The following is a 22,560-nucleotide window of genomic DNA, read 5'->3' as shown; positions in this document are numbered from 1 at the left end:
GCTTCCAGCCCCTCAGTTCGACAGACGGTCCAGGATGTGCGGGCCGAGGTCGGTCACGTCGCCCGCTCCCATGGTGAGAACGAGATCACCGGGCTTCGCCATTCCCGCGACGGCCGACGGGACGTCCGCCTTGTCGTGCAGCGGCGTCACGTCCGCGCCCGCGGCCCGGGCCGCCTCGATGATCAGCCCGCTCGTCACGCCCGGGATCGGGTCCTCACGCGCCGGGTAGATGTCCAGCACGATCGAGGCGTCCGCGAGGGCGAGGGACTGGCCCATCTCCTTGCCGAGCTCCTGCGTCCGCGAGAAGAGGTGGGGCTGGAAGACGACCAGGATGCGGGCGTCACCGGCCGCCGCGCGCATGGCCTCCAGGTCGGCGGTCATCTCGGTGGGGTGGTGCGCGTAGGAGTCGATGACCTGCACGCCCGCGGCCTCCCCCGTCAGCTGGAGGCGCCGCTTCACACCCGTGTACGCGGCGATCGCGGAGGCCAGCTCGGCCGCCGGGACGCCGAGGGCCACGCCCGCCGCCAGCGCGGCGACCGCGTTGTGCGCGTAGTGCCGGCCGGGGACGGAGACCGCGAAGGTCAGCTCCTCGCCCTCCAGCACCACGGTGACCTCGCTCTTGAGCCCCTGCGGCTCGACCGACAGGATGCGCACGCCGGCGTCCTCGGACTCGCCGTACGTCACCACGCGCACGCCGCGCCCGGCGACCCGGCGCGTCAGCTCCCGGGCGCCCTCGTGGTCGGCCGCGATCACCAGTGTGCCGCCCTCGGTGATCCGGTCCACGAACGTCTCGAACGACTCGTAGATCTCGTCCATCGACGCGTAATTGGCGTGGTGGTCGAGCTCGACGTTGAGGATGATCGCGACGTCGGGCGCGTACTTGTGGAAGCTGCGGTCCGACTCGTCCGCCTCGGCGACGAAGATGTCGCCCTCGCCGTGCAGCGCGTTGGAGCCGGGCGCGTCCAGGTCCCCGCCGATCGCGTACGAGGGCTTCAGGCCCAGCTCGCTCAGCGACACGGCCAGCATCGACGTCGTGGTCGTCTTGCCGTGCGTACCGGCCACCGCGATCGGCCGCAGCCCGTCCATCAGCGCGGCGAGCGCGTCGGACCGGTGCACGACGGGGATGCCGAGCTCGGCCGCGCGGGCCAGCTCGGGGTTGTCCCGCCGGATCGCCGACGACACGACCACACAGCTGGCGTCATCGGCGAGATGCCCGGCGTCGTGCCCGATGTGCACGGTCGCGCCCAGCGCCCGCAGCGCCTCGGCCGTGGCCGACTCCTTGGCGTCGCTGCCGGCCACGACGGCCCCGCGCTGCGCGAGGATCTTCGCGATCCCCGACATCCCGGCCCCACCGATCCCGATGAAGTGCGGTCGGTCCATGGCGGTGGGAAGGCCGGGTGCCATGCGTGTCTCCCTGTACGTATGCGGAACGTTCAGCGGCACAGCCTATGCCGAAGTGTTCACCGTCGTGGACACCCCGGGCGGCTACGCCTTGCTGTGCGAGAACAGCTTCAGCACCGGCACCCCCACCTTGTGCCGAGCCCTCGACGCCCAGTCCCGATGGAAGAACTCCTCCACGTAGTGGGGGTCGGTCAGCACGATGACCTCGTCCGCCCCGGCCTCCTCCACCAGGGACTTCAGCGCGTCCAGGGGATGGTCCTCGATCAGCCGCCCCTGCGCCGGACTGCCCGAGGCACGCAGCGCGGCGAGTGACACCTCCAGCGCCCGCTGCCCCACGCTCAGCGCCTCCTCCCCCTCCGGCGTCTCCCCCTCGCGGACGGCCTCGTCGAGCTCGCCGAGCGCCACGTCGTCGATGGCGCGCAGCAAGCGGTCCGCCTGCTCGCCGCGCGGCTGCAGCAGCACCTGGAAGGAGACCTGCTCCTCCCCGTGCAAGGTGGTGACGAACTCCACGTCGGCGGACGTCAGCGCCTTCTCGATCATCAATACGCTTGTGAACACCAGGCGCCCCTTCTGCTCCGGGGGCCCGTGGCCCCACTCCTCCGCGGGCCGTGCCGGGCCCTGCGGAAACCATCCTGCCCCGTGATCGCACGGGTACTGCCGGAATCAGTGTGCCCTCCGAAAACCAAACGGAACGGCATATTCCGTCGATGAACGGACCAGCGGCGACCTTTGCCCCCGCCTGCGGACGTACCGGCCGGCCGGCCTTCCCGGCCGCCGGCACCTTGTACCCGGGGTCCGGAGTTTCAGTACGCCGGCCGGGTCCGCCCGTACCGCGTGAACAGGAAGCCGTCCTCCTCCAGCATCGACACCAGCCCGAAACGGTGCGGGACCGTGACCGCCGGCCCTCCGGCGATGCGCTGCGCCTCGCCCGCCGTGAGCATCGGGGAGAGCGTCAGGCACAGCTCGTCGAGCACGCCGGCCGCGACCAGCTGCCCGAGCAGCCGCGGGCCGCCCTCGGTGAGCAGCCGGGTGTGGCCGAGGTCGGCGAGGGCCCGGACGGCGTGGGCGGGGTCCACGCCGATGCCGTCCCCGGCGGTCACCACCCGGGCGCCCGCCTTCTCGGCGGTGGCGACGCGGTCAGGGGCGGCCGCGGCGCCCGTGAGGACCAGGGTGGGCACCAGGGGCGAGGTGAACAGCGGGAGCGAGAAGTCCAGGTCGAGACTGGCTGTGACCACGGCGATCGCGGGTGCGGGCCGCTGCCCGGCCGCCTCCCGCAGGGCCGCGAAGTCCTCCCGCGCGCGTGCCGGCCGGTACCCCTCCTTGCGTACGGTTTCCGCGCCGACGACCACGACGTCGGCCAGTGCCCGCAGCGTGCCGAAGATCCGCATGTCGGTGGCGCTGGAGATGGGCTGCGAACGGCCGTCGTGCTGGGCGGCCCCGTCCAGCGTGGAGACCATGTTGGCGCGCAGCCACGGCACGGGGCCCCCGGGCCCCGGCTCGGGATAGGCGTACGCGGCGGCCAGCTCGTCCAGGCTCCACTCCCGCCCGGCGCCCTCGCCGGACGCGCCGTCCGGCGCCGGAGCTGCTGTTTCATCGGTCACAGGGAACAGACGTCGCATGCCGTGCAGTGTTCCACGCGCCGTAGCATGGTGAACCGTGTCCTCTCCCCTGGCCCCCTCCGGATCCGGCCCCATAACCGACCCGGCCCCGCTGTCCCTGTGCGCCCGTGAGCCGCGTGTCCCCGCGGACCGGCTGGTCGCCGAGATGGTGCCGCCGCCGCGGTTCGACTCGGTCCGCTTCAGCACGTACATCCCCGACCCGAACCAGCCCAGCCAGACGGAGGCCGTCCGGGTCCTGGAGGGTTTCGCGGCGGGCCTCGACTCGGGAGCGGCCGCAGGGTCCGGCAAGCGGCGGCTGTTCGGTTTCGGCAAGGCGCCGAAGAAGGCCCCGGCCGGCCCGCGCGGCGTCTACCTCGACGGCGGCTACGGCGTCGGCAAGACCCACCTGCTGGCGTCCCTGTGGCACGCCACCCCGGCCGAGCCCGCGCTGAAGGCGTTCGGCACGTTCGTGGAACTGACCAACCTGGTCGGCGCCCTGGGGTTCCAGCAGACCGTCCGGACGCTGTCCGGCCACCGCCTGCTGTGCATCGACGAGTTCGAGCTCGACGACCCGGGCGACACCGTCCTGGTCTCCACCCTGCTCGGCAAGCTGGTCGACGCGGGCGTGGCGCTCGCCGCCACCTCCAACACGCTGCCCGGCAAGCTCGGCGAGGGCCGGTTCGCCGCGGCCGACTTCCTGCGCGAGATCCAGGGCCTGTCGGCCCACTTCCGGGCCCTGCGCATCGACGGCGAGGACTACCGCCACCGCGGTCTGCCCGAGGCGCCGCCCCCGTACTCCGACGCACAGGTGACCGGCGCGGCGCACGCCACCGAGGGCGCCTCCCTCGACGAGTTCTCGCCCCTCCTGGAGCATCTGGCCCGGGTCCACCCCAGCCGGTACGGCGCTCTGACCGACGGGATCACGGCCGTGTGCCTCACCGGTGTGCGGCCGGTTCCCGACCAGTCGACGGCCCTCAGGCTCGTCGTCCTCGCGGACCGGCTCTACGACCGCGAGGTACCCGTGCTGGCCTCGGGCCTGCCCTTCGACCAGCTGTTCAGCGACGAGATGCTGAACGGCGGCTACCGCAAGAAGTACTTCCGGGCCATCTCCCGGCTCACCGCCCTCGCCCGCGACGCGGGCAAACTGGTGGACGCCCGGTAACCACAACCCCAATACCGCACCAACCGCCGGAGGGGAAGGGCTCGTTCAAGCCAACCCCCCTACGGTTTTCAGGCTCTCTTCAGCTTGAAACGTTAAGTTAACCCAGCAAACGACCTTGCAGGGTTAACGTGTTTCTTGACCAGCCATTGACCAACTATTGGTCCACGCTAGACGTGCGATTCATCTGAAGGGGGGCGCATGTACCGAGGTACGACGGCACGGACCGTGGTTTCGATCCTCGCCGCCGCCCTGCTCGCCCTCCAGTTCTTCGCACCGACCGCGTCCTTCGCATCCGCGTATACGCATGGTCAAGCCGAGGCCAACGCTCAACCCGGGCTGAAGCCCTCCGGAAAGTCCTCGCGCCCCGGACACAAGTCCCCCGGGAAGGCTCTGCGCGACGAGACGGCCACCTGCCGCGCCGGACACCACGGGGACCCGACCGGTCCCCTGCGGACCCGCGACCGTTCCCACACGGCCGATCCGGCGCCCTCGGCGCCCGAGCGGCCGCTGCAGCGGCACATCCAGCCGACGGCACACGAACCGGTCAGACCCGGCGCCGCGCATCAGCGCACGTCGAGATCCTCGACGTCGCACACCCCGGCGGCACTGCAGGTCTTCCGCTGCTGAGCAGCAGAGCAGTTCCCCCCACCCCCCTGTCATGCCCGTCCGACGCGCCCCCACTGCGCGCCAGGAGGAGTCACCACACTCATGCAACCCCTCATCGACAACGCCCGCAGCTTCGGACAGCGCCCTGAGGAGTTCGCTCACCTCGCCGAGGGCCAGTCCCCCGACGTCCTGTTCATCACCTGCTCCGACTCCAGGGTCGTACCGGCCCTGATCACGGGCGCCCGTCCCGGCGAGCTCTTCGAGCTGCGCACCGCGGGCAACGTAGTTCCCCCGCACTCCTTCGAGCACCCCACATCGGAGGCGGCCACGATCGAGTACGCCGTGGAGGTCCTCGGCGTCAAGGAGATCGTGGTCTGCGGCCACTCGCACTGCGGCGCCGTGGGCGCGGTGGTACGCGGCGACGACCTCGCCGCCGTACCGGCCGTGCGCGACTGGCTCGCACGCGCCGCCGACGAGCCGAAGTGCTCGGACCCGGCCGACCCGACGGTCGCCGAGGCCGTCCAGAACCACGCCCTCACCCAGGTGCTGCGACTGCGGTCCTACCCCTGCGTCGAGCGCCGGCTGGCCGAGGGCCGGCTCGGCCTGCGCGCCTGGTTCTACGAGGTGCACACCGGAACCGTGCTCGAACACCGCGCGGACACCGACTCCTTCGAGAAGCTGTGAGGGGAGCCATGACCAAGTTCCCTTACCTCAGGCAGGACTTCACCGCCTCGCTCGTCGTGTTCCTGGTCGCGCTCCCGCTGTGCGTGGGTGTGGCCGTCGCCTCCGGTGTCCCGGCCGAACTCGGCCTGATCACCGGCATCGTGGGCGGCCTCGTCACCGGATTCCTGCCGGGCAGCAGCCTGCAGGTGTCCGGGCCGGCCGCCGGTCTGACCGTGCTCGTCTTCGAGGCGGTCCGGCAGTACGGACTGCCCGCGCTCGGCATCATCGTGCTGGCCGCCGGTCTGCTCCAGCTCGTCATGGGCGCGCTGAAGCTCGGCCGCTGGTTCCGCGCGATATCCGTCTCGGTCGTCGAGGGCATGCTGGCCGGAATCGGTCTGGTGCTCATAGCCGGCCAGCTGTATGCGACGGCCGGACTGAAGGCACCCGCCTCCGGCATCGACAAGATCCTGGGCCTGCCCGGTGCCGCCGTCGACGCGGCCGGCAGCACGGCGGCGCTCACGTCCCTCGTGCTCGGCGCGGCCACCATCGCGGTGATGGTGCTGTGGAAGAAGCTGCCCAAGCGGGTGCAGGCCGTGCCCGGCGCGCTCGCCGCGGTGATCCTGGCGATCGCGGCCACCGCCGTGTTCGACCTGCCGGTCGCCACCGTCGAGGTGAAGGGCCTGCTGGACTCCATCCAGCCGCCCGGCCTGGACGCCTTCGGCGGCCTGGGCGTCGGCATCATCGGCACGATCATCGCCTTCACCCTGATCGCCTCCGCCGAGAGCCTCTTCAGCGCCGCCGCCGTGGACCGGCTGCACGACGGCCCGCGCACCCAGTACGACAAGGAGCTGATGGCGCAGGGCGCGGGCAACACGATCTGCGGTGTGCTCGGCGCACTGCCGATGACCGCGGTCATCGTCCGCAGCTCCGCCAACGTCAGCGCGGGCGCCAGGACCAAGGCGTCCCGGGTGATGCACGGCGTGTGGCTGCTGCTGTTCGCCGCGCTGCTGCCGGCCACGCTGGCGCTCATCCCGCTGCCCGCCCTCGCCGGCATCCTGGTCCACGCGGGATGGAAGCTGATCCCGTTCGCCAAGATCGTGCCGCTGTGGAAGGAGCACCGGGGCGAGGCGCTCATCCTGGTCGTCACCGCCGTGTCGATCGTCGCGGTGAACATGTTCGAGGGCGTGCTCATCGGTCTGGCCCTGTCGGTCGTCAAGACCGCCTGGGAGGCCTCGCACATCAAGCTGGAGATCATCGACAAGGGCGCCGGCCCGATCCAGGCGTACCTGTCCGGCAACGCGACCTTCCTGCGGCTGCCGAAGATCCTCGACAGTCTGGAGAGCCTGCCGCAGGACCGCCCGGTCACGCTGGATCTCTCGGGCCTGCACCACCTGGACCACGCCTGCCGCACGGCCCTGGAGAACTGGGCCGCACGCCACAGCGCGACCGGCACGGAGCCGGTGAAGGTCACGGAGTCCGAGGAGGCCGGGGCGGAGAAGGTGACCGCCGCCTAGCCGCCTGACCGGTTCACCCAGTCCCTGGTCCGGGGCGCGCACCCAGCGTGCCCCGGACCACGCGTGTCCGCCCCCGCTCCGTCCCGGACCCCTGGGCATGGCCGCCCGCCCCATTTCGAGCATATCGTTACAGGAACAGGCGGATTCGGACCTCTGAACGGGGAGGTCGGCATGGTCGAAGAGCTGGTCGGCGTGGTGGCCGCGGTCGGGGCCGGTGCGCTGGTGTACGTGGCCTCCGCGGCGCGGGTCGTCAAGCAGTACGAGCGCGGGGTCGTCTTCCGGCTCGGGCGCCTGCACGGGGACGTGCGGCGGCCCGGGTTCAACCTCGTGGTCCCCGCGGTGGACCGGATGCGCAAGGTCAACCTGCAGATCGTGACCATGCCGATCCCCGCCCAGGAGGGCATCACCCGCGACAACGTGACCGTGCGGGTCGACGCGGTGGTGTACTTCAAGGTCGTGGACCCGGCGGCCGCGATCGTCAACGTCGAGGACTACCGCTTCGCCGTCTCGCAGATGGCCCAGACCTCGCTGCGCTCGATCATCGGCAAGAGCGAGCTGGACGACCTGCTGTCCAACCGGGAGAAGCTCAACCAGGGCCTGGAGCTGATGATCGACAGCCCGGCCGTGGAGTGGGGCGTGACCATCGACCGCGTGGAGATCAAGGACGTCTCCCTGCCGGACACCATGAAGCGCTCCATGGCCCGCCAGGCCGAGGCCGACCGGGAGCGGCGTGCCCGGCTGATCAACGCCGACGCCGAGTACCAGGCCTCCAAGAAGCTGTCCCAGGCGGCCCAGCAGATGGCCGACACGCCCTCGGCCCTCCAGCTCCGGCTGCTGCAGACCGTCATGGCGGTGGCGGCGGAGAAGAACTCCACGCTCGTCCTGCCCATCCCGGTGGAACTCCTGCGGTTCCTGGAACGGGGCCAGCAGCCCCCCGCGGAGCGCGCCGGACACGCGGAGACCACGGACCGCTCGGAGATCACGGAGCGCGCCGCCGACCGCACGGAGCAGGCCCGGGACGCCCTGGACGAGCTGCGGCGCACTGTCGAGCAGTGACCCGCGCTACGCGCGTGGTTCCCGCCGCCCGCACCAGGTGATAGACACAGCGGGATCACAGTTCCTGTCCGCCAGCAGGAAGGTTTCCCCATGACCGCATCCGGTCGCTCCGCCACACGACGTCAGATGCTCGCCGGAACGGGCGCCCTGGGCGTCGGGATCGCGTTCTCCGGTGCCCTGTCCGAACTCTTCACCGGCACCGCCGCGGCACAGGGCCTCGGCCGCACCGGCTACGGCCCGCTCGTCCCCGACCCGAAGGGCGTCCTCGACCTGCCGAAGGGGTTCGGCTACCGCATCCTCTCCCGCGAGGGCGACGAGCTCCGCTCCGGCGAGGGCAGGGTCCCCTCCAACCACGACGGCATGTCGGCCTTCGGGGGCAGAGGCGGCCGGGTCCACCTGGTCCGCAACCACGAGAACCGCGCCGACGGCAGGATCCCGGTCCCCACCGTCGAGGGCCTCACCTACGACCCGGCCGGCAAGGGCGGCTGTACGGCGCTGACGCTGGACTCCCGCAACAGGGTGCAGTCGGAACGCGTCGCGATCGCCGGCACGGCCGTGAACTGCGCGGGCGGACCCACCCCCTGGGACACCTGGCTGACCTGCGAGGAGACCGAGGACAAGGCCGGCACCAACGGCTACACCAAGGACCACGGCTTCATCTTCGAGGTCGATCCGGCCGACCCGCACCGCACCGGGGCCGTGCCGTTGACCGCGATGGGCCGCTTCGCACACGAGGCGATCGCCGTCGACCCCCGGCGGGGCGTGGTGTACGAGACCGAGGACGCCTTCGAGAAGCCCTTCGGCCTCTTCTACCGTTTCCTGCCGGACCGGCCGCTGGGCGGCAGGCGTTCGCTGCGCGCGGGCGGGCGGCTCCAGGCCATGCGCGTACCCGGTGTGCCGGACCTGTCCTCCATCCAGGACGTCGGCGCGGAGTTCGACCACATCGAGTGGGTGGACGTACCGGACCCGCTCGCCGCGCGGACGCCGATCCGGTTCCAGGACTTCGGCCGCAAGGGCGTCACACACGCGCAGAAGCTGGAGGGCTGCTACTGGGGCGGCCGTTCGGTGTACTTCGTGTCGTCCTTCGCCCGCCGGTCGGACGGTTCGGCCGCCGACCACTTCGGTCAGGTCTGGCGCTACGACCCGGAGCGCCGCCGGCTCACCCTGGTGATCGTCTTCGGCCCGGACACCGATGTGCAGCTGCCGGGCGAGTCGCCGGACAACATCTGCCTGGCGCCCAGCGGCGGCCTCATGGTCTGCGAGGACGGCAACGGCGCCCAGCACGTCTACGGTGTGACCAAGCGGGGCGAGGTCTACGCGATGGCCCGCAACCGGCAGACCATCGGCACCCCGCAGGAGCCCGAGTGGGGCGAGTTCGCCGGCGTGACCTTCTCCCCCGACTGCGACACGATGTACGTCAACTGCTACACGCCCGGCACCACGTTCGCGGTGACGGGCCCCTGGCGCCGGTAGCCGGCGCTCGGCTCCCGGCCGGGGCGCCGGGTGCGAAGCCCGGCGCCCCGCCGCACCATCGGTCCGTCAGAAGCCCCCTGGGGGGTCCCGGTGAGACAGAAGGACAGCACGTCGATGCGGGACCGACTGCGCCTCCCGTTGGGTGAGCCGGTCGACCTGGCCCGGTACGACGCCGCCGCCACCCACGCCGGCCCGGACGGCAAGGCGGTGGGCAAGGCCGCCACCGCCCGGATCGGCGAGCGCCTCGCCGTCCTCCAGGAACGGCTGTGGGCGGCGAGCACCAGGGGCGACCGGCGCCGCGTCCTGCTGGTCCTGCAGGGCATGGACACCAGCGGCAAGGGCGGCACGGTCAAGCACGTCATCGGCCTGCTCAATCCGTCCGGCTGCCGGATCACCGCGTTCAAGGCGCCCACCGCCGAGGAGCGCGCCCATCCCTTCCTCTGGCGGGTCGAGCAGGCGCTGCCGATCCGCGGCGAACTGGGCATCTTCGACCGCTCGCACTACGAGGACGTGCTGATCGCCCGCGTCCGGGAACTCGCACCCGCCGCCGAGGTCGCCCGGCGCTACGAGCAGATCAACCGCTTCGAGCGGTCCCTCACCGACGACGGCACGACCCTGATCAAGTGCTTCCTGCACCTCTCCTACGACGAGCAGCGCCGCCGACTGCTCAAACGCCTCGACAAACCGGACAAGCGCTGGAAGTTCGCCGCTTCCGACATCGACGACCGGGCCCTGTGGCCCGCGTTCCAGGAGGCCTACGAGGTCGCCCTGGAGCGCTGCGGCACCGCGTACGCGCCCTGGTACCTGATCCCGGCCGACCACAAGTGGTACCGCAACTGGGCGGTCAGCACGCTCCTCCTGGAGCACTTCCAGGAGCTGGATCCGCGGTATCCGAAGGCGGACTTCGACGTGGCCGAGTGCCGGAAGCGGCTGCTGGAACAGCCCTGATCCGGCCGGTCAGGCCGCGAGCAGGGCGTCGATCTGGCCGACGGCCTCCTTCAGGCCCTCCTCCATGCCCATGGTGACCAACTGCTCCATCTGCTCACGGGAGTCGAACAGGGAGCACATCTCCATCCGGGTGCCGCCGCCGTGCTCGCTGAGCCGCACCGTCACGGACATGGTCGGCATGTCGTCCTTGGGCTTGCCGTCGTCGTCGGCGAAACCGTCGGTGAACTCCAGGGCCGTCGGCTCGCTGACCGAGGTGATCCGCCACCAGCCGCGGTGCCGGTCGCCCTCCGGGCCGGTCATGAAGTAGGTGACCTCGCCGCCGGGCGTCAGGTCGTGCTCCTCCACGGTCGCCGGGTAGGTCGGCGGGCCCCACCAGCGCTCCAGCTGCCGGGGGTCGGCCCACAGCCGCCACACCCTTTCGACCGGGGCGGCGAAGTCGGCGATCAGGGTGAGGGTGAGGTGGTCGAGGTCCTTGTCGACACTGGTGACACTCATCGTCGGGGTCCTTCCGTGGTGTCGTTGTCTTCGTTCTCTTCGGTTCCGGGGTCCTCGGCGAGCAGCCGGGCCATCCGGTCCACGCGCCCGCGCCATGCGGACTCGAGTTCGTCCAGGGCCTGGCGTGCGCGGCCCACCGCGTCGGGGTCGGTGCGCACGAGCTGCTCCCGTCCGCTGCGCTGCTTGGTGACCAGACCCGCCCGCTCCAGCACCGCGACGTGCTTCTGCACCGCGGCGAAGCTCATCGGGTAGGCCTCGGCCAGCCGGGACACCGACAGCTCCCCGCGCACGCAGCGGCGCAGTATGTCGCGGCGTGTGGTGTCGGCCAGGGCGTGGAACAGCCGGTCCACCGTCTCGTCACTCAGCTCATCTACAACCATTTGGTTGTACGTTAGTCCTGCCTGCCCCTTCTGTAAAGCGCGGCCCGCCCGACACTGAAGCGGACGCACGGGGGTACTCGACGGTCCATGAGCGAGAAGCAGCAGGTCAGCAGCTCGTACTGGCTCGAGACGGCACCGGACGGCCGCCACCCCGCCCTCGCGGAGGATCTGGACGTCGACGTGGCCGTGATCGGCGCCGGGATCGCCGGGCTGTGCACGGCGTGGGAGCTGACACGGGCCGGGCGGAGCGTGGCCGTGCTGGAGGCCGGGCGGGTCGCCGCCGGCGTCACCGGGCACACCACCGCCAAGGTCACCGCCCTGCACACGCTCGTCTACGACAAACTGCGGCGCACCCGCGGCCCCGAGGGCGCGCGGCTGTACGCGCGTTCGCAGTCGGAGGCGATCGAGCACGCGGCCCGGACCGCCGTGGAACTGGGTGTCGACTGCGAGTGGGAGACGAGGAGCGCCTACACCTACGCCCGCGACGCGGGCCGTGTGGAGGAACTGCGCGCCGAGGCAGAGGCCGCGGCCGAGGCCGGGCTGCCCGCCTCGTTCGTGACGGAGACCGGGCTGCCCTTCCCGGTGGCGGGCGCGGTCGAGGTCACCGGACAGGCCCAGTTCCATCCGCGCAAGTACCTGCTGGCCCTCGCCGCCGACCTCGTCGAACGCGGCGGGCGGATCTACGAGGACACCACCGTCCTCGGCCTGGACGAGGGCGAGCCGTGCGGGCTGTCGACGGCGACCGGGGCGACCGTCCGGGCCCGGGACGTCGTCGTCGCGACGCACTACCCGATCTTCGACCGGGCCCTGCTCTTCGCCCGTCTCTCCACGCGCCGCGAGCTGGTCGTCGCCGGGACGATCCCCGCTGACCAGGACCCGGACGGCATGTTCATCACACCCGACGAGGAGACCCGCTCGGTGCGGACCGCGCCCCTGGACGGGGACCGCCGTCTGCTCATCGTCACCGGCGAGCACTTCACGCCCGGCACAGGCGACCCGCGGGCCCGGTTCGAACGCCTCACCGCCTGGGCCACCGGCCACTTCCCGGACCTGGAGGTCACCCACCGGTGGGCCACCCAGGACACCGAGCCCACCGACACCGTGCCGATGGTCGGCCCGCTGCACCCGGGCACCCGGCACGCCTATGTGGCCACCGGCTTCGGCGGCTGGGGCATGACCGGCGGCATCATGGCGGGCCGGCTGCTGACCGCGCAGATCACGGGTGAGGAGTGCGAGTGGAGCGGGCTGTACGACCCGCGCCGGCTCAAGCCCGCGCTGCGTGAGGCGCCGTCGTTCCTCAAGACGCAGGCCAAGGTCGCCGGGCACTTCGTGGGCGACCGGCTGCGACCGTCGCCGCCGGTGGAGTCCCTGCCGCCCGGCGAGGGGGCCGTGGTCCGGGCCGACGGCCACCGTGTCGCGGTGTACAGGGACGAGGACGGCGCGCTCCACGCCGTCTCCGCCCGCTGCACCCACCTGGGCTGCCTGGTCGACTTCAACGCCGCCGAGCGTGCCTGGGAATGCCCCTGCCACGGCTCCCGGTTCGACACGGACGGCAAGGTGATCCAGGGCCCGGCGACCAAACCGCTGGAGCAGCGGGACCTCTGACGGCCCGCCCCGGTTTTACGCTGGACGTATGAACGACAACGACTACTGCCTGATCGACGCGACCAGGCCGCCCCGGGCGGAGGGGCCGCCGTACGCGGAGTGCGTGCTGTGCAGGGAGCCGACGGAGTACCCCGAGTCGTACAAGGGCATCACGCTCTGCCCCGCCTGCGAGTGGCAGGAGGCGCAGCGCACCGCCTGCTCGGGGTGATCCGCGGCAGGCCTGCGCAGCGGCCAGGGGCAGCGCCGCGGCCGCGGCCGTCCTGCGCGATCTTCCGGCTGGCACACTGGGCTGCGTGAGCGAAGACCCGACGCCCGTGAGCGACAGTCCCTTCCGGTCCGATCCCTCGCCGCGCGACGAGGCACCGCAGTTCGTGCTGCCCCTGGTCGTGCGGATCGAGCGCGCGGACCCTCCGGCGCGCACGGACGCGCTGGAGACGGCCGCACGGGCCGTGCTGACGGTCCTGGCCGACGAGCGCTCGGCCGGTGAGGGCGAGTGGGCCGAGGCGATGCGGGACTGGCAGGACGCCCGGATCCGCAAGGTGGTACGGCGGGCACGCGGCGCCGAGTGGCGGCGGGCCGGGGCGCTGCCCGGCATCACGGTCACCGGCAAGTCGGCCGAGGTGCGGGTCTTCCCGCCCGTCCCGCTGGACGGCTGGCCCAAGGACCTGGCCAGGCTCCAGGTGTCCGGCACCGACCTGGACGACCCGGAGCCGCCGGTGGACGCGGACCCGGCCGCTCCCGCGCTGTGGCTGAACCCGGACCTCGGCATGTCGGCCGGCAAGGCGATGGCCCAGGCGGGACACGCCGCCCAACTGGCCTGGTGGGAGCTGTCCGACGAGGAGCGGACCGCCTGGCGCGACGCGGGCTTCCCGCTCGCCGTCCGGATGGCCGACCCGGCCCGCTGGTCCGAACTGACGAGCATCGGGCTGCCGTTGGTCCGCGACGCGGGGTTCACGGAGATCGCGCCGGGCTCGTGCACGGTGGTCGCGGACCATCCGGTGCTGCGCCGTGAGCCGCACGGGGCGGGCGGCCCGGCGTCGACCCGTTCGGAGTAGCCGCAGGCGCGCCGGTCGGGGACGAGTGCTCCAGTGGGGTTAACAGTCGACCCGATCCAGGAGGCAGCCATGACCAGCGCCGCGCCCCCTCCCCCCGCCCCGCCCGCCTCCGACGACCGGATGCCCGGCGGCCCCGGCCCGGGCGACTCCGGTGACCCGTGGGCGGCCGGGGGTCTCGCTCTCGGCGGCATCCTGATGGTCGTCTACGGTCTCTTCGCGGTACTCCAGGGCATCGCGGCGATCGCCGGCGACGAGGTGTACACGAGCTTCGGCCAGTACTCCTTCGAGTTCGACCTGACCGCGTGGGGCTGGATCCACGTGATCGTCGGTGTGCTCGTGGTGGCGGCCGGGCTCGGTCTGTTCGCCGGAGCCGCCTGGGCGCGGGTCGTGAGCGCGGTCGTGGTCGGCCTGGCGCTGATCGCGAACTTCCTCTGGCTGCCGTACCAGCCGTTCTGGTCGATCATCATGATCGTGACCGGCCTGTTCGTGCTCTGGTCGGTGTTCAATTACCGCTCCTCCCGTCCGGTGTAGGGCCGCCGCCGGTCAGGACGGCGGGGGGCGCCGCTCGCGTTCCGCGACCACCGCGTGCATCCGCCGCGTCAGCGCGGTGGCCGCCGCCGTGAGGAAGACGAACGTGTACAGGATCTGAGCGACGGCCACCAGCCGGGCCTCCTGCCCGCGCGGGGTGATGTCGCCGTAGCCGACGGTCGCGAGCGTGACGACGGTGAAGTACAGCGCGTCGATCCGGGTGCGCAGGCCGGTGAACTGGCCCGGCTGCTGGGCGAGCGCGTAGTAGCCGGACGAGAAGACCAGCACGGCCAGGCACATCAGCAGCGAGATCATGATGCCCGACCGGGCGCGCGGCTTCTCCAGCACGATGTCGCGCACATGGCGCAGCAGCAGCGCGGCGACGAGTGCCAGGCACAGCACGAACAGCGGCCAGCCCAGCCAGGGGCGGTCGGCGCCGAGCCCCTCCAGCGGCAGCAGGAAGTAGGCCGTGCCGACTGCCAGGAGCAGGGCTGCGGCCCCGATCCGCAGCCGTCGGACGGCGGCCGCTCCGGACTCCGGTTCCGGCTTGCGCGCGGGGCGCTGAGGCTGCTCGCTGCCTTCGGGCATGGCTCCGGTCTACGACGTATCAGGGAGCGGCGCGATCCTTGCGCCTCCGTCGGTGGCGGCGAGGAGCGGGGCGCCGAACCTCAAATGTTGCTCTGAAGGCGGGCGGTGCGGGGTTCGGGGGCCGGTGGCTGGGCCATACCCCCCTCACGTTCGAGGAACGGGCCGGGTGGAGGAGGGGACGATGGAGCGACTGGGGACGGGCATCGGGTGGCGGCCGGAGATCGCGGACGCCGTGGAGCGGATGCCGGGGATCGACTGGGTCGAGGCGGTGGCCGAGAACGTCTGCCCCGGGCACCTGCCCGACTCGCTGCGGCGGCTGCGCGAGCGCGGCGTCACCGTGGTGCCGCACGGCGTCTCGCTCGGCCTCGGGGGCGCGGACCGGCCCGACGCGGGCCGGCTGACCGCACTGGCCGAGCGGGTGCAGGCACTGGGTTCGCCGCTGGTCACCGAGCACATCGCGTTCGTACGGGCGGGTGGGTCGCTGACGGCGTCCCCGCACCTGGAGGCGGGCCACCTGCTGCCCGTCCCCCGGACCCGGGACGCCCTGGACGTGCTGTGCGAGAACGTGCGCATCGCGCAGGACTCGCTGCCGGTGCCGCTGGCCGTCGAGAACATCGCCGCGCTGATCTGCTGGCCGGGCGAGGAGATGACGGAGGGCCAGTTCCTGTACGACCTCGCCGACCGCACGGGCGTCCGCCTCCTCATCGACGTGGCCAACCTGCACACCAACCACGTCAACCGCGGCGAGGACCCGGCCAAGGCGCTCGCCGAGCTGCCCCTGGAGGCCATCGCCTACGTCCACGTCGCCGGCGGCTTCGCACGCGACGGCGTCTGGCACGACAGCCACGCCCACCCCGTCCCCCGGCCGGTCCTCGACATCCTCACGGACCTCGCCTCCCGCGTCTCTCCTCCGGGTGTCCTCCTGGAACGGGACGAGAACTTCCCCGGACCGGCGGAACTGGAGGGCGAGTTGACCTCGATCCGCCGGGCGCTGGAGGCAGGGGCCGTCGAACGTGTGAAGGCGGAGTTCCGCTCGACGCTCGGCTGGGCCACGCGACGGGCGCAGGCCGGACCGGCCGAACGAGCGGCCGGTGACGTACTCGGCGGCAGGCCCGAGACCGAGCGGCACGCCAGGACACCGGTGCGAGCCGCGACCGACCGGCAGGACGAGCCCCGGGCCGTCCTGATGGAGGGCACCGGCCGGCCGGACGAAGTCCGGGGCGTCGGCGGTGAGGTGTTCGGGGCGGTACCGCAGGGGGATGAGACCGGGGCGGCCGAGGCGACACGGGGCGCCTTCGGCCTGCCCCACCAAGCGGGCGACGACGGCGCCCGGCAGCGGCTCGGGCTGGCGCAGGCCGCGCTGCTGTCGGCGCTGGTCGCGGGGACGCCCGTGCCCGAGGGGTTCGACCGGGTGCGAGTCGGCGTACAGGCGCGGGCGCTCGCCGCGAAGCGGGCGGATGTCGTGGCGAAGGTCGCGCCCGAGTTGCCGGTGATCCTCGGAGACGAGTACCGCACCGCGTTCCTCGGCTACGCCCAGGCCCAGCCGATGACCGCCGGCTACCGGCGCGACGCCCTCACCTTCGCCGAGCACCTGCTGTCCGCCGGGCGCCCCGGGGACGCGCAGGCACGGCGGGAACTGCGGGCGTGGTGGCTGGAACGGTCGGGCCCCAAGCCCCGCTCCCGGCGCCCGGCCCACCGGCTCGCCCGCGCCACGCGCAGGGTGCTGTCGCGGCGTTGACGGGTGAGGGGCCGGCCCGGGCCCCTCACCGTGAACCGGCCTTCTCCGGCACGGCGTCGCCCGCCGGGGCCTCCCCGCGCCCGTAGTGGTGGGTGATGACCATGTAGAGCAGGCCGGCCCCCAGCACCACCGCCCCGCACAGCAGGACGATCCAGTTCTCCCACCACGGCTTCTCGGGTGTGCGGGCCCAGCAGATGTTGACGATGGCGAAGATGCCGTACGCCAGCGCCCCGATGTTCACCGCGAGGCCCCAGCGGCCCAGTTTGTACTCCCCCGCCGGGCGCCAGCCCTTGAGTCGGGCGCGCAGCGCGGCCAGGACCACCATCTGGAACGAGGCGTAGATGCCGAGGATCGCGAACGAGACGATGTTGGTCAGGGCGTCCTCGGAGAGCAGCGAGGCGAAGGCGATGAGCAGCGGCACGGCGGCCGACACCAGCAGCGCGTAGCCCGGCACCGCGCGCGCGTGGGCGAACCGCCGCAGCAGCCGGTGCCCGGCGATCATCTCGTCACGGGCGTAGGAGTAGATGAGCCGCCCGGCCGCGGCCTGGAGGCTGATCGTGCAGGACAGGAAGGAGATCAGCACCACGGCCATCACCATCCGGGCCCCGGTCTCGCCCATGGCGTCGTACAGCACGTCCACCACCGGGTCGGCCTGCTCGCCCGAGATGACCGCGCCGTAGTCGGTGACGGACAGCAGCAGCGACATACAGGTGAAGGTGGCCGCCGCGCCGCCGATGTAGATGGTGCGGCGCATCGCCTTGGGGATGACGCGGCCCGGGTGTTCGACCTCCTCGGCGGTGTCGCCGCACGCCTCGAAGCCGTAGTACTGGTAGAAGCCGATGATGGCCGCGCCGAGGAACACCGGGAGGTAGGAACCGTCCCCCTCGGTGCCGTAGGTGTCGAAGATGACGCCGAGGCCGTGGTGGCGGTGGGTGGACAGCAGGTAGATGCCGACGACGAGGGCCCCGATGAGCTCGCCCGCGAACCCGATCATGGCCGCCGCCGACAGCGCCTTGGTGCCCAGGTAGTTGATGGCGACGGCGATGACGATCAGGACGGCGGTGCACAGCACGGTGGTGTGCACGGTGGGGTCGAAGCCGAAGAGGATGGCGATGTAGGGGCCGGCGCCGTAGGCGACCGAGGTGATGGTCACCAGCAGCGCCCACATGTACACCCAGCCGGTCATCCACGCCCAGCGCTTGCCCCACAGCCGCCGCGCCCAGGGGTAGACGCCGCCGGCGATGGGGTACTGGGCGACGATCTCGCCGAAGATCAGCGCGACCAGGAACTGTCCGCAGCCGGCGAGCACGAACGCCCAGATCATGGGCGGACCGCCGTCGGCGAGGGCGGTGCCGAAGAGGGTGTAGGTGCTGACCACCGGGGAGAGGTAGGTGAAGCCGAGGGCGAAGTTGGCCCAGGGACCCATGTCCTTGCGGAACTCGGAGCCCTGCTCACCGCCGGGGGCGCCGGACGCCGGTGCGGGGGGTTGCGTACCGGTCACCGCTGAGTCCTGCGTTCCGCGGTGATCAGGTCGGCCGCGCGTTCGGCGGCGAGCAGCACCGTCACCATCGGGTTGATGGTGGGCATCGTCGGGAACACCGACGCGTCGACGATCCGCACGCCCTCGAAGCCGCGCAGTCGCAGTTCGGGGTCGCAGACGGCCATCGGGTCGTCCGCCGCGCCCATGCGGCAGGTTCCCGCCGGGTGGTACACGGTGTGCGCCACGCGGCGTCCGTACTCCGACAGGTCGGCGTCGGAGACGACGTCCGGGCCGGGCGCGACCTCGCGGACGAGCCACTCGCGCAGCGGGTCGGTCGCGGCGACCTCGCGGGCCACCCTCAGCCCGTCCACGATGGTGCGCTCGTCGTGACCCTCGGGGTCGGTGAAGTAGCGGAAGTCCAGGGCGGGATGCTCGGCGGGGTCGGCGCTGCGCAGCCACATGCGGCCGGTGGAGCGGGCCCGCGGCACGTTGGGCGTCATGCACACCCCGTGTCGCGGAACGGGGTAGCCGAGGCGTTCGGTGTTGACGGTGAACGGCACCTGGTAGAAGTGGAACATCAGGTCGGGGCGCGGCTGGCCCTGGTCGCGGCGCAGGAACAGGCCGGCGTCGGAGTCCATCGCGGAGTGGGGCGGCAGCGGCCCCGCGGTCTCCCAGACGATCACGGACTCGGGGTGGTCCAGCAGGTTCTCCCCGACGCCGGGCAGGTCGGCCCGTACGTCGATGCCCAGGGCGCGCAGGTCGTCGGCCGGGCCGATGCCGGAGAGCATCAGCAGGCGCGGGGTGTCGATGGCGCCGGCACACAGCAGGAGTTCGCGCTCGGCGCGTACGGTGGCGACTTCGCCGTCGGCGCCCCGGACGGCGACGCGGGTCAGCCGTCCGGACTCGTCGGGGAGCAGCCGGTGGGCCCAGGTCTCCAGCAGGAGTGTGAGGTTGGGCCGGTCCAGCACCGGGTGGAGGTAGGCGACGGACGCGGAGGAGCGCAGGTTGCCCTCCGGCTGGTAGGCCAGCGAGAAGAATCCGGTGCCGTCGGCGAAGGGTTCGGCGTTGAAGTCGTCGACGACGGGGACGCCGAGGGCGCGGGAGGCCGCGGTGACGAAGTCCTCGGCGATGGGATTGCGGTCGGCCTCGGCCACCGGGACGATCCGCGTGAGCAGCCGGTCGCGGTAGGGCAGGATCGTCGCCGGGTCCCAGCCGGAGCAGCCGTGTTTCACCCAGTCGTCGAGGTCCTGCGGCAGCGGCAGGAAGCTGATCAGCGTGTTGTGCGAGGAGCAGCCGCCGAGCACGCGGGCCCGTGAGTGCAGGATGTGCGAGTTGCCGCGCGGCTGCTCGACGGTGGTGTAGCCGTAGTCGAACTCCGATCCGAGCAGGTTGATCCAGTTGCGCAGGCGCAGGATGCGCTCGTCGCCGACATCGCTGGGGCCGCCCTCGATGACGCAGACCCGGCAGTCGGGGTCCTCGCTCAGCCGGGCGGCGAGGACGCAGCCGGCGGTGCCGCCGCCGACGATGACGTAGTCGTAGGCGGACTCGGCGCCGTGCGCGGGAGTGGTGGCCATGCCGTGCCTTTCGTGGTGGTGCGGTGCGGCGTGCGGGTCAGCCCTTGAACCAGCCGGAGGGGGCGGGGGCGAGGTTCTGGTAGATGTGCTTGGCCTCCTGGTACTCGCGCAGTCCCGTCGGGCCGAGCTCGCGTCCGACGCCGGAGCGGCCGAAGCCGCCCCACTCGGCCTGCGGTACGTAGGGGTGGAAGTCGTTGATCCACACGGTGCCGTGCCGCAGCCGCTGGGCGACGCGCTGGGCGCGGCTCGCGTCGGAGGTCCACACGCCGCCGGCGAGGCCGTAGCGGGTGTCGTTGGCCAGTTCCACCGCCTCGTCCTCGCCGCGGAAGCGCTCGACGGTGACCACCGGGCCGAAGACCTCCTCCTGGACGATGCGCATGGACCGGTCGCAGTCGGCGAAGATCGTCGGCAGCAGGAAGAAGCCTCGGCTCAGGGCGGGGTCGTCGGGGCGGGTGCCTCCGGTGACGAGCCGGGCGCCCTCCTCCTTGGCGACGGCGATGTAGCGCTCGACCTTCTCGCGGTGCTCGGCGGAGCTGAGCGGGCCGCTCTCGGTGCCCCCCTCCAGGCCGTTGCCGAGCCTGATGCCCCGGGCCCGCTCGGCGTAGGCCTCGACGAAACGGTCGTGCAGCGAGTCCTCGACGAGCAGGCGCGAACCGGCCGAGCAGACCTGCCCGGAGTGCAGGAAGGCGGCGTCGAGGGCGTAGTCGACGGCGGCGTCGAAGTCGGCGTCCGCGAAGACGATGTTGGGGTTCTTGCCGCCCAGTTCGAGGGCGATGTTGCGCGGCCCCTCGGCGGCGCTGGCCATGATGGCCCGTCCGGTGTTCAGGCCGCCGGTGAAGGAGACCAGGTCGACGTCGGGGTGGCCGGTCAGGGCCGCGCCGACAGTGGCCCCGGAGCCCAGCACCAGGTTGGCGACTCCGGGTGGTGCGCCGGCCTCCTCGATGAGCCGGATCATGGCGATCGTGGTGAGGGGGGTGGTCTCGCTGGGCTTCAGGACGAAGGTGTTGCCGGCGGCCAGGGCGGGGGCGACCTTCCAGGAGGCCTGCAGCAGCGGGTAGTTCCACGGGGCGATGAGCGCGCACACGCCGACGGGCTGGTAGACGACCCGGCTGAGGACGTCCGGGCCGACGTCGACGACCCGGCCGCCGTCCTTGCCCGCGAGTTCGGCGAAGTAGCGGAAGGCGTTCGCCACGTCCTCCACGTCGATCCGGGCCTCGGTGAGCGTCTTGCCGGTGTCGAGCGTCTCGGTGCGCGCGATGTCCTCCCGGTCGCGCAGCAGCAGGTCGTGGACGCGCAGCAGGAGGTCGGCCCGGCGGCGGGAGGGGGCGTTCGCCCAGTCCTCCTCGGCGAAGGCGCGCCGGGCGGCGCGCACCGCGCGGTCGACGTCGGTGGCGTCGGCCTCGTCGACGGTGGTGACGACCGAGGCGTCGTAGGGGTTGACGACCTCGCGGCGGCCGCCGGCCGCCGCCTGCGTCCACTCACCGTCGATGTACAGCTCACCCACCGCGGGGCCTCCTTCGCGTCCGCCGGAGCCCGATCGGCTCGACGGTCAGCAACATGGCCCATCGGGCGGGCGGTGGCCACGGGGCACACCGCCGCGACGGCGTCCGGGCGGCCCAGAGGACCCGGCTGGGCTAGGGCCTGACGTTTGGATCATGCCGACCCGAGCGGGGCTCGGGTCGGCTGAACGGCACGGTCTCTCTCAGCCGACCTGATCCAAACGACAGGCCCCGGCGCCCGGCCGGCGTGCGGTGCCGTATCAGGAGGCACCACCACGCGACGGCCGGGACCGAAGCGGAACGTCACATACCGACAACACTCCGTCCGGATTGTGAACGAGGCATGGTGTTTTCGCACCCGTGTCACATACAAACAACATATGCTCTGGGTTCTTTTCCTGCTGGCGGCCTGGGCCGTGGCCGGCACGGCGTGCACACGTCTGTGCCTGGCCGCCGTGCGCGCCGCGGCTGTGGACGCGGAGACCGGCCGGGGTCGTGAACTCACGCTGTACGAGGCCGCGTTCCTCTCCGGCGGCCCCCGGCGGGTCGCCGACGTGACCCTGGTCGCCATGGCCCGCCAGCGCCGTCTGCTCCTGGCCCACACCGGCTGGGCGACAGTCGTCGACCCACGCGGGCGGGACGAGATGGAGCGGTCGGTGATAGGGGCCATCGGTCCCGGGGGGCAGTCCCGCATCGCACCGGTGCGGGCCACGGCAGCGACGGCGGACGCGGTGCGCGGGATCGCCGAGGGGCTGGTGCGCGCGGGGCTCGCGGTGCCGGACAGCGCCCGTACGACAGTCGCGACGGCCGTCCGGCAGGTGCGCGGCGCGGCCGTCGCCGTCCTCGGGCTGGGCGTGGGCGCGCTGCTGACGCCCGCTCCGCCGGACATGCCGCGGCACCTGGTCGCCCTGTGGTTCGCGCTGCCGCTCGCCCTGACTCTGAGCTGCCTGGCCGTCGCGCGAGTCGAGATCCACCCGTACTCGCGCTGGGCCTCCCCGGCCGGCCAGCGGCTGCTCGGCGCGCTGACCCGGACCGCGGACGGCGCCGCCGACGACCGTACGTACCTCACCTCGGTGGCCGTGCGGGGCGTCCGCGCGATCGGCGAACCGGATCTGCGCGCCGCGTTCACGCACCGCAAGTCGCACGACTGACGGGCCGGGGGCGCACAGGAGGCATGGGGCCCGACACCGGCGGTCG

General features: G+C 72.3%; 22 protein-coding genes. 13 read left to right on the top strand and 9 right to left on the bottom strand.

What is annotated here, in order from left to right:
- Positions 1 to 12: 12 nt before the first annotated feature.
- The 3 genes from murC to CEB94_RS31275 form a co-directional block, all read right to left on the bottom strand.
- Positions 13 to 1,404, bottom strand: coding sequence for a UDP-N-acetylmuramate--L-alanine ligase (murC, locus tag CEB94_RS31285; protein WP_175435363.1), 1,392 nt, complete (start codon positions 1,402 to 1,404; stop codon positions 13 to 15).
- An 81-nt stretch (positions 1,405 to 1,485) separates the two neighbouring features.
- Positions 1,486 to 1,959, bottom strand: a complete 474-nt coding sequence (locus tag CEB94_RS31280; RefSeq protein WP_175435362.1) for a beta/alpha barrel domain-containing protein — start codon at positions 1,957 to 1,959, stop codon at positions 1,486 to 1,488.
- Between the two features lie 245 nt (positions 1,960 to 2,204).
- Positions 2,205 to 3,020 carry a pyrimidine reductase family protein gene (locus CEB94_RS31275; protein ID WP_175435361.1) on the bottom strand — a complete coding sequence of 272 codons (816 nt, stop codon included), beginning with the start codon at positions 3,018 to 3,020 and terminating at the stop codon, positions 2,205 to 2,207.
- A 37-nt stretch (positions 3,021 to 3,057) separates the two neighbouring features.
- On the opposite strand from CEB94_RS31275, the gene zapE reads away from it, so the two are divergent.
- The 7 genes from zapE (at position 3,058) to CEB94_RS31240 (ending at position 10,421) form a co-directional block, all read left to right on the top strand.
- Complete coding sequence (gene zapE / locus CEB94_RS31270) at positions 3,058 to 4,161, top strand: cell division protein ZapE (RefSeq protein WP_175435360.1); 1,104 nt, start codon at positions 3,058 to 3,060, stop codon at positions 4,159 to 4,161.
- Positions 4,162 to 4,359: 198 nt separating this feature from the next.
- Positions 4,360 to 4,788, top strand: a complete 429-nt coding sequence (locus CEB94_RS31265) for a hypothetical protein (protein WP_175435359.1) — start codon at positions 4,360 to 4,362, stop codon at positions 4,786 to 4,788.
- Between the two features lie 81 nt (positions 4,789 to 4,869).
- Positions 4,870 to 5,451, top strand: coding sequence for a carbonic anhydrase (locus tag CEB94_RS31260; protein WP_175435358.1), 582 nt, complete (start codon positions 4,870 to 4,872; stop codon positions 5,449 to 5,451).
- 8 nt (positions 5,452 to 5,459) lie between these two features.
- Positions 5,460 to 6,944 (top strand): SulP family inorganic anion transporter, encoded by a 1,485-nt coding sequence (locus CEB94_RS31255; RefSeq protein ID WP_175435357.1) that lies wholly within the window; start codon positions 5,460 to 5,462, stop codon positions 6,942 to 6,944.
- A gap of 171 nt (positions 6,945 to 7,115) precedes the next feature.
- Positions 7,116 to 8,000: a slipin family protein gene (locus CEB94_RS31250; protein WP_175435356.1), complete on the top strand. Its 885-nt coding sequence runs from the start codon at positions 7,116 to 7,118 to the stop codon at positions 7,998 to 8,000.
- Between the two features lie 90 nt (positions 8,001 to 8,090).
- Positions 8,091 to 9,473, top strand: a complete 1,383-nt coding sequence (locus CEB94_RS31245; RefSeq protein WP_175435355.1) for an alkaline phosphatase PhoX — start codon at positions 8,091 to 8,093, stop codon at positions 9,471 to 9,473.
- Between the two features lie 114 nt (positions 9,474 to 9,587).
- A complete protein-coding gene (locus tag CEB94_RS31240; protein ID WP_175435354.1) occupies positions 9,588 to 10,421 on the top strand; it encodes a PPK2 family polyphosphate kinase in 834 nt (277 codons plus the stop codon).
- A gap of 9 nt (positions 10,422 to 10,430) precedes the next feature.
- Here CEB94_RS31240 and CEB94_RS31235 read toward each other — a convergent pair whose 3' ends face one another.
- Both CEB94_RS31235 and CEB94_RS31230 read right to left on the bottom strand, forming a co-directional pair.
- On the bottom strand, positions 10,431 to 10,916 hold the full coding sequence (locus tag CEB94_RS31235; protein ID WP_175435353.1) for an SRPBCC family protein: 486 nt from the start codon (positions 10,914 to 10,916) through the stop codon (positions 10,431 to 10,433).
- On the bottom strand, positions 10,913 to 11,296 hold the full coding sequence (locus CEB94_RS31230; protein ID WP_175435352.1) for an ArsR/SmtB family transcription factor: 384 nt from the start codon (positions 11,294 to 11,296) through the stop codon (positions 10,913 to 10,915). Before CEB94_RS31230 ends, CEB94_RS31235 begins: the two co-directional genes overlap by 4 nt.
- Positions 11,297 to 11,383: 87 nt before the next feature.
- On the opposite strand from CEB94_RS31230, the gene CEB94_RS41770 reads away from it, so the two are divergent.
- The 4 genes from CEB94_RS41770 (at position 11,384) to CEB94_RS31210 (ending at position 14,487) form a co-directional block, all read left to right on the top strand.
- On the top strand, positions 11,384 to 12,901 hold the full coding sequence (locus tag CEB94_RS41770) for an FAD-dependent oxidoreductase (protein ID WP_175435351.1): 1,518 nt from the start codon (positions 11,384 to 11,386) through the stop codon (positions 12,899 to 12,901).
- Positions 12,902 to 12,929: 28 nt separating this feature from the next.
- Complete coding sequence (locus tag CEB94_RS31220; RefSeq protein ID WP_175435350.1) at positions 12,930 to 13,109, top strand: hypothetical protein; 180 nt, start codon at positions 12,930 to 12,932, stop codon at positions 13,107 to 13,109.
- Positions 13,110 to 13,194: 85 nt separating this feature from the next.
- Positions 13,195 to 13,956 carry a peptidyl-tRNA hydrolase gene (locus tag CEB94_RS31215; protein ID WP_175435349.1) on the top strand — a complete coding sequence of 254 codons (762 nt, stop codon included), beginning with the start codon at positions 13,195 to 13,197 and terminating at the stop codon, positions 13,954 to 13,956.
- 69 nt (positions 13,957 to 14,025) lie between these two features.
- Positions 14,026 to 14,487 (top strand): DUF7144 family membrane protein, encoded by a 462-nt coding sequence (locus CEB94_RS31210; RefSeq protein ID WP_175435348.1) that lies wholly within the window; start codon positions 14,026 to 14,028, stop codon positions 14,485 to 14,487.
- A 12-nt stretch (positions 14,488 to 14,499) separates the two neighbouring features.
- Here the strand turns inward: CEB94_RS31210 and CEB94_RS31205 are convergent, their stop codons facing one another.
- On the bottom strand, positions 14,500 to 15,072 hold the full coding sequence (locus CEB94_RS31205) for a potassium channel family protein (protein WP_175435347.1): 573 nt from the start codon (positions 15,070 to 15,072) through the stop codon (positions 14,500 to 14,502).
- 181 nt (positions 15,073 to 15,253) lie between these two features.
- Between CEB94_RS31205 and CEB94_RS31200 the strand changes: the two genes are divergently transcribed.
- Positions 15,254 to 16,810 (top strand): MbnB/TglH/ChrH family RiPP precursor modification enzyme, encoded by a 1,557-nt coding sequence (locus tag CEB94_RS31200; RefSeq protein WP_175435346.1) that lies wholly within the window; start codon positions 15,254 to 15,256, stop codon positions 16,808 to 16,810.
- A gap of 25 nt (positions 16,811 to 16,835) precedes the next feature.
- Here the strand turns inward: CEB94_RS31200 and CEB94_RS31195 are convergent, their stop codons facing one another.
- From CEB94_RS31195 to CEB94_RS31185, 3 genes are read right to left on the bottom strand one after another with little or no spacing between them, the layout of a single operon-like run.
- Entirely contained in the window at positions 16,836 to 18,311 is a 1,476-nt protein-coding gene (locus CEB94_RS31195; RefSeq protein WP_175435345.1) for an APC family permease, read from the bottom strand.
- The gene (locus tag CEB94_RS31190) at positions 18,308 to 19,864 is read right to left on the bottom strand and encodes a GMC family oxidoreductase (RefSeq protein WP_175435344.1); all 1,557 of its coding nucleotides are present in this window, start codon (positions 19,862 to 19,864) and stop codon (positions 18,308 to 18,310) included. Before CEB94_RS31190 ends, CEB94_RS31195 begins: the two co-directional genes overlap by 4 nt.
- Before the next feature lie 37 nt (positions 19,865 to 19,901).
- Positions 19,902 to 21,368, bottom strand: a complete 1,467-nt coding sequence (locus CEB94_RS31185; RefSeq protein ID WP_175435343.1) for an aldehyde dehydrogenase family protein — start codon at positions 21,366 to 21,368, stop codon at positions 19,902 to 19,904.
- Between the two features lie 375 nt (positions 21,369 to 21,743).
- Between CEB94_RS31185 and CEB94_RS31180 the strand changes: the two genes are divergently transcribed.
- Positions 21,744 to 22,514 carry a TIGR04222 domain-containing membrane protein gene (locus CEB94_RS31180; RefSeq protein ID WP_175435342.1) on the top strand — a complete coding sequence of 257 codons (771 nt, stop codon included), beginning with the start codon at positions 21,744 to 21,746 and terminating at the stop codon, positions 22,512 to 22,514.
- The last annotated feature ends 46 nt before the right edge of the window (positions 22,515 to 22,560 follow it).

The sequence above is a fragment of the Streptomyces hawaiiensis genome, assembly GCF_004803895.1.
In the GTDB taxonomy this organism is placed as follows: domain Bacteria; phylum Actinomycetota; class Actinomycetes; order Streptomycetales; family Streptomycetaceae; genus Streptomyces; species Streptomyces hawaiiensis.
Note: the sequence above shows the minus strand (reverse complement) of the source record. Positions and strands in the feature narration are given on the sequence as shown.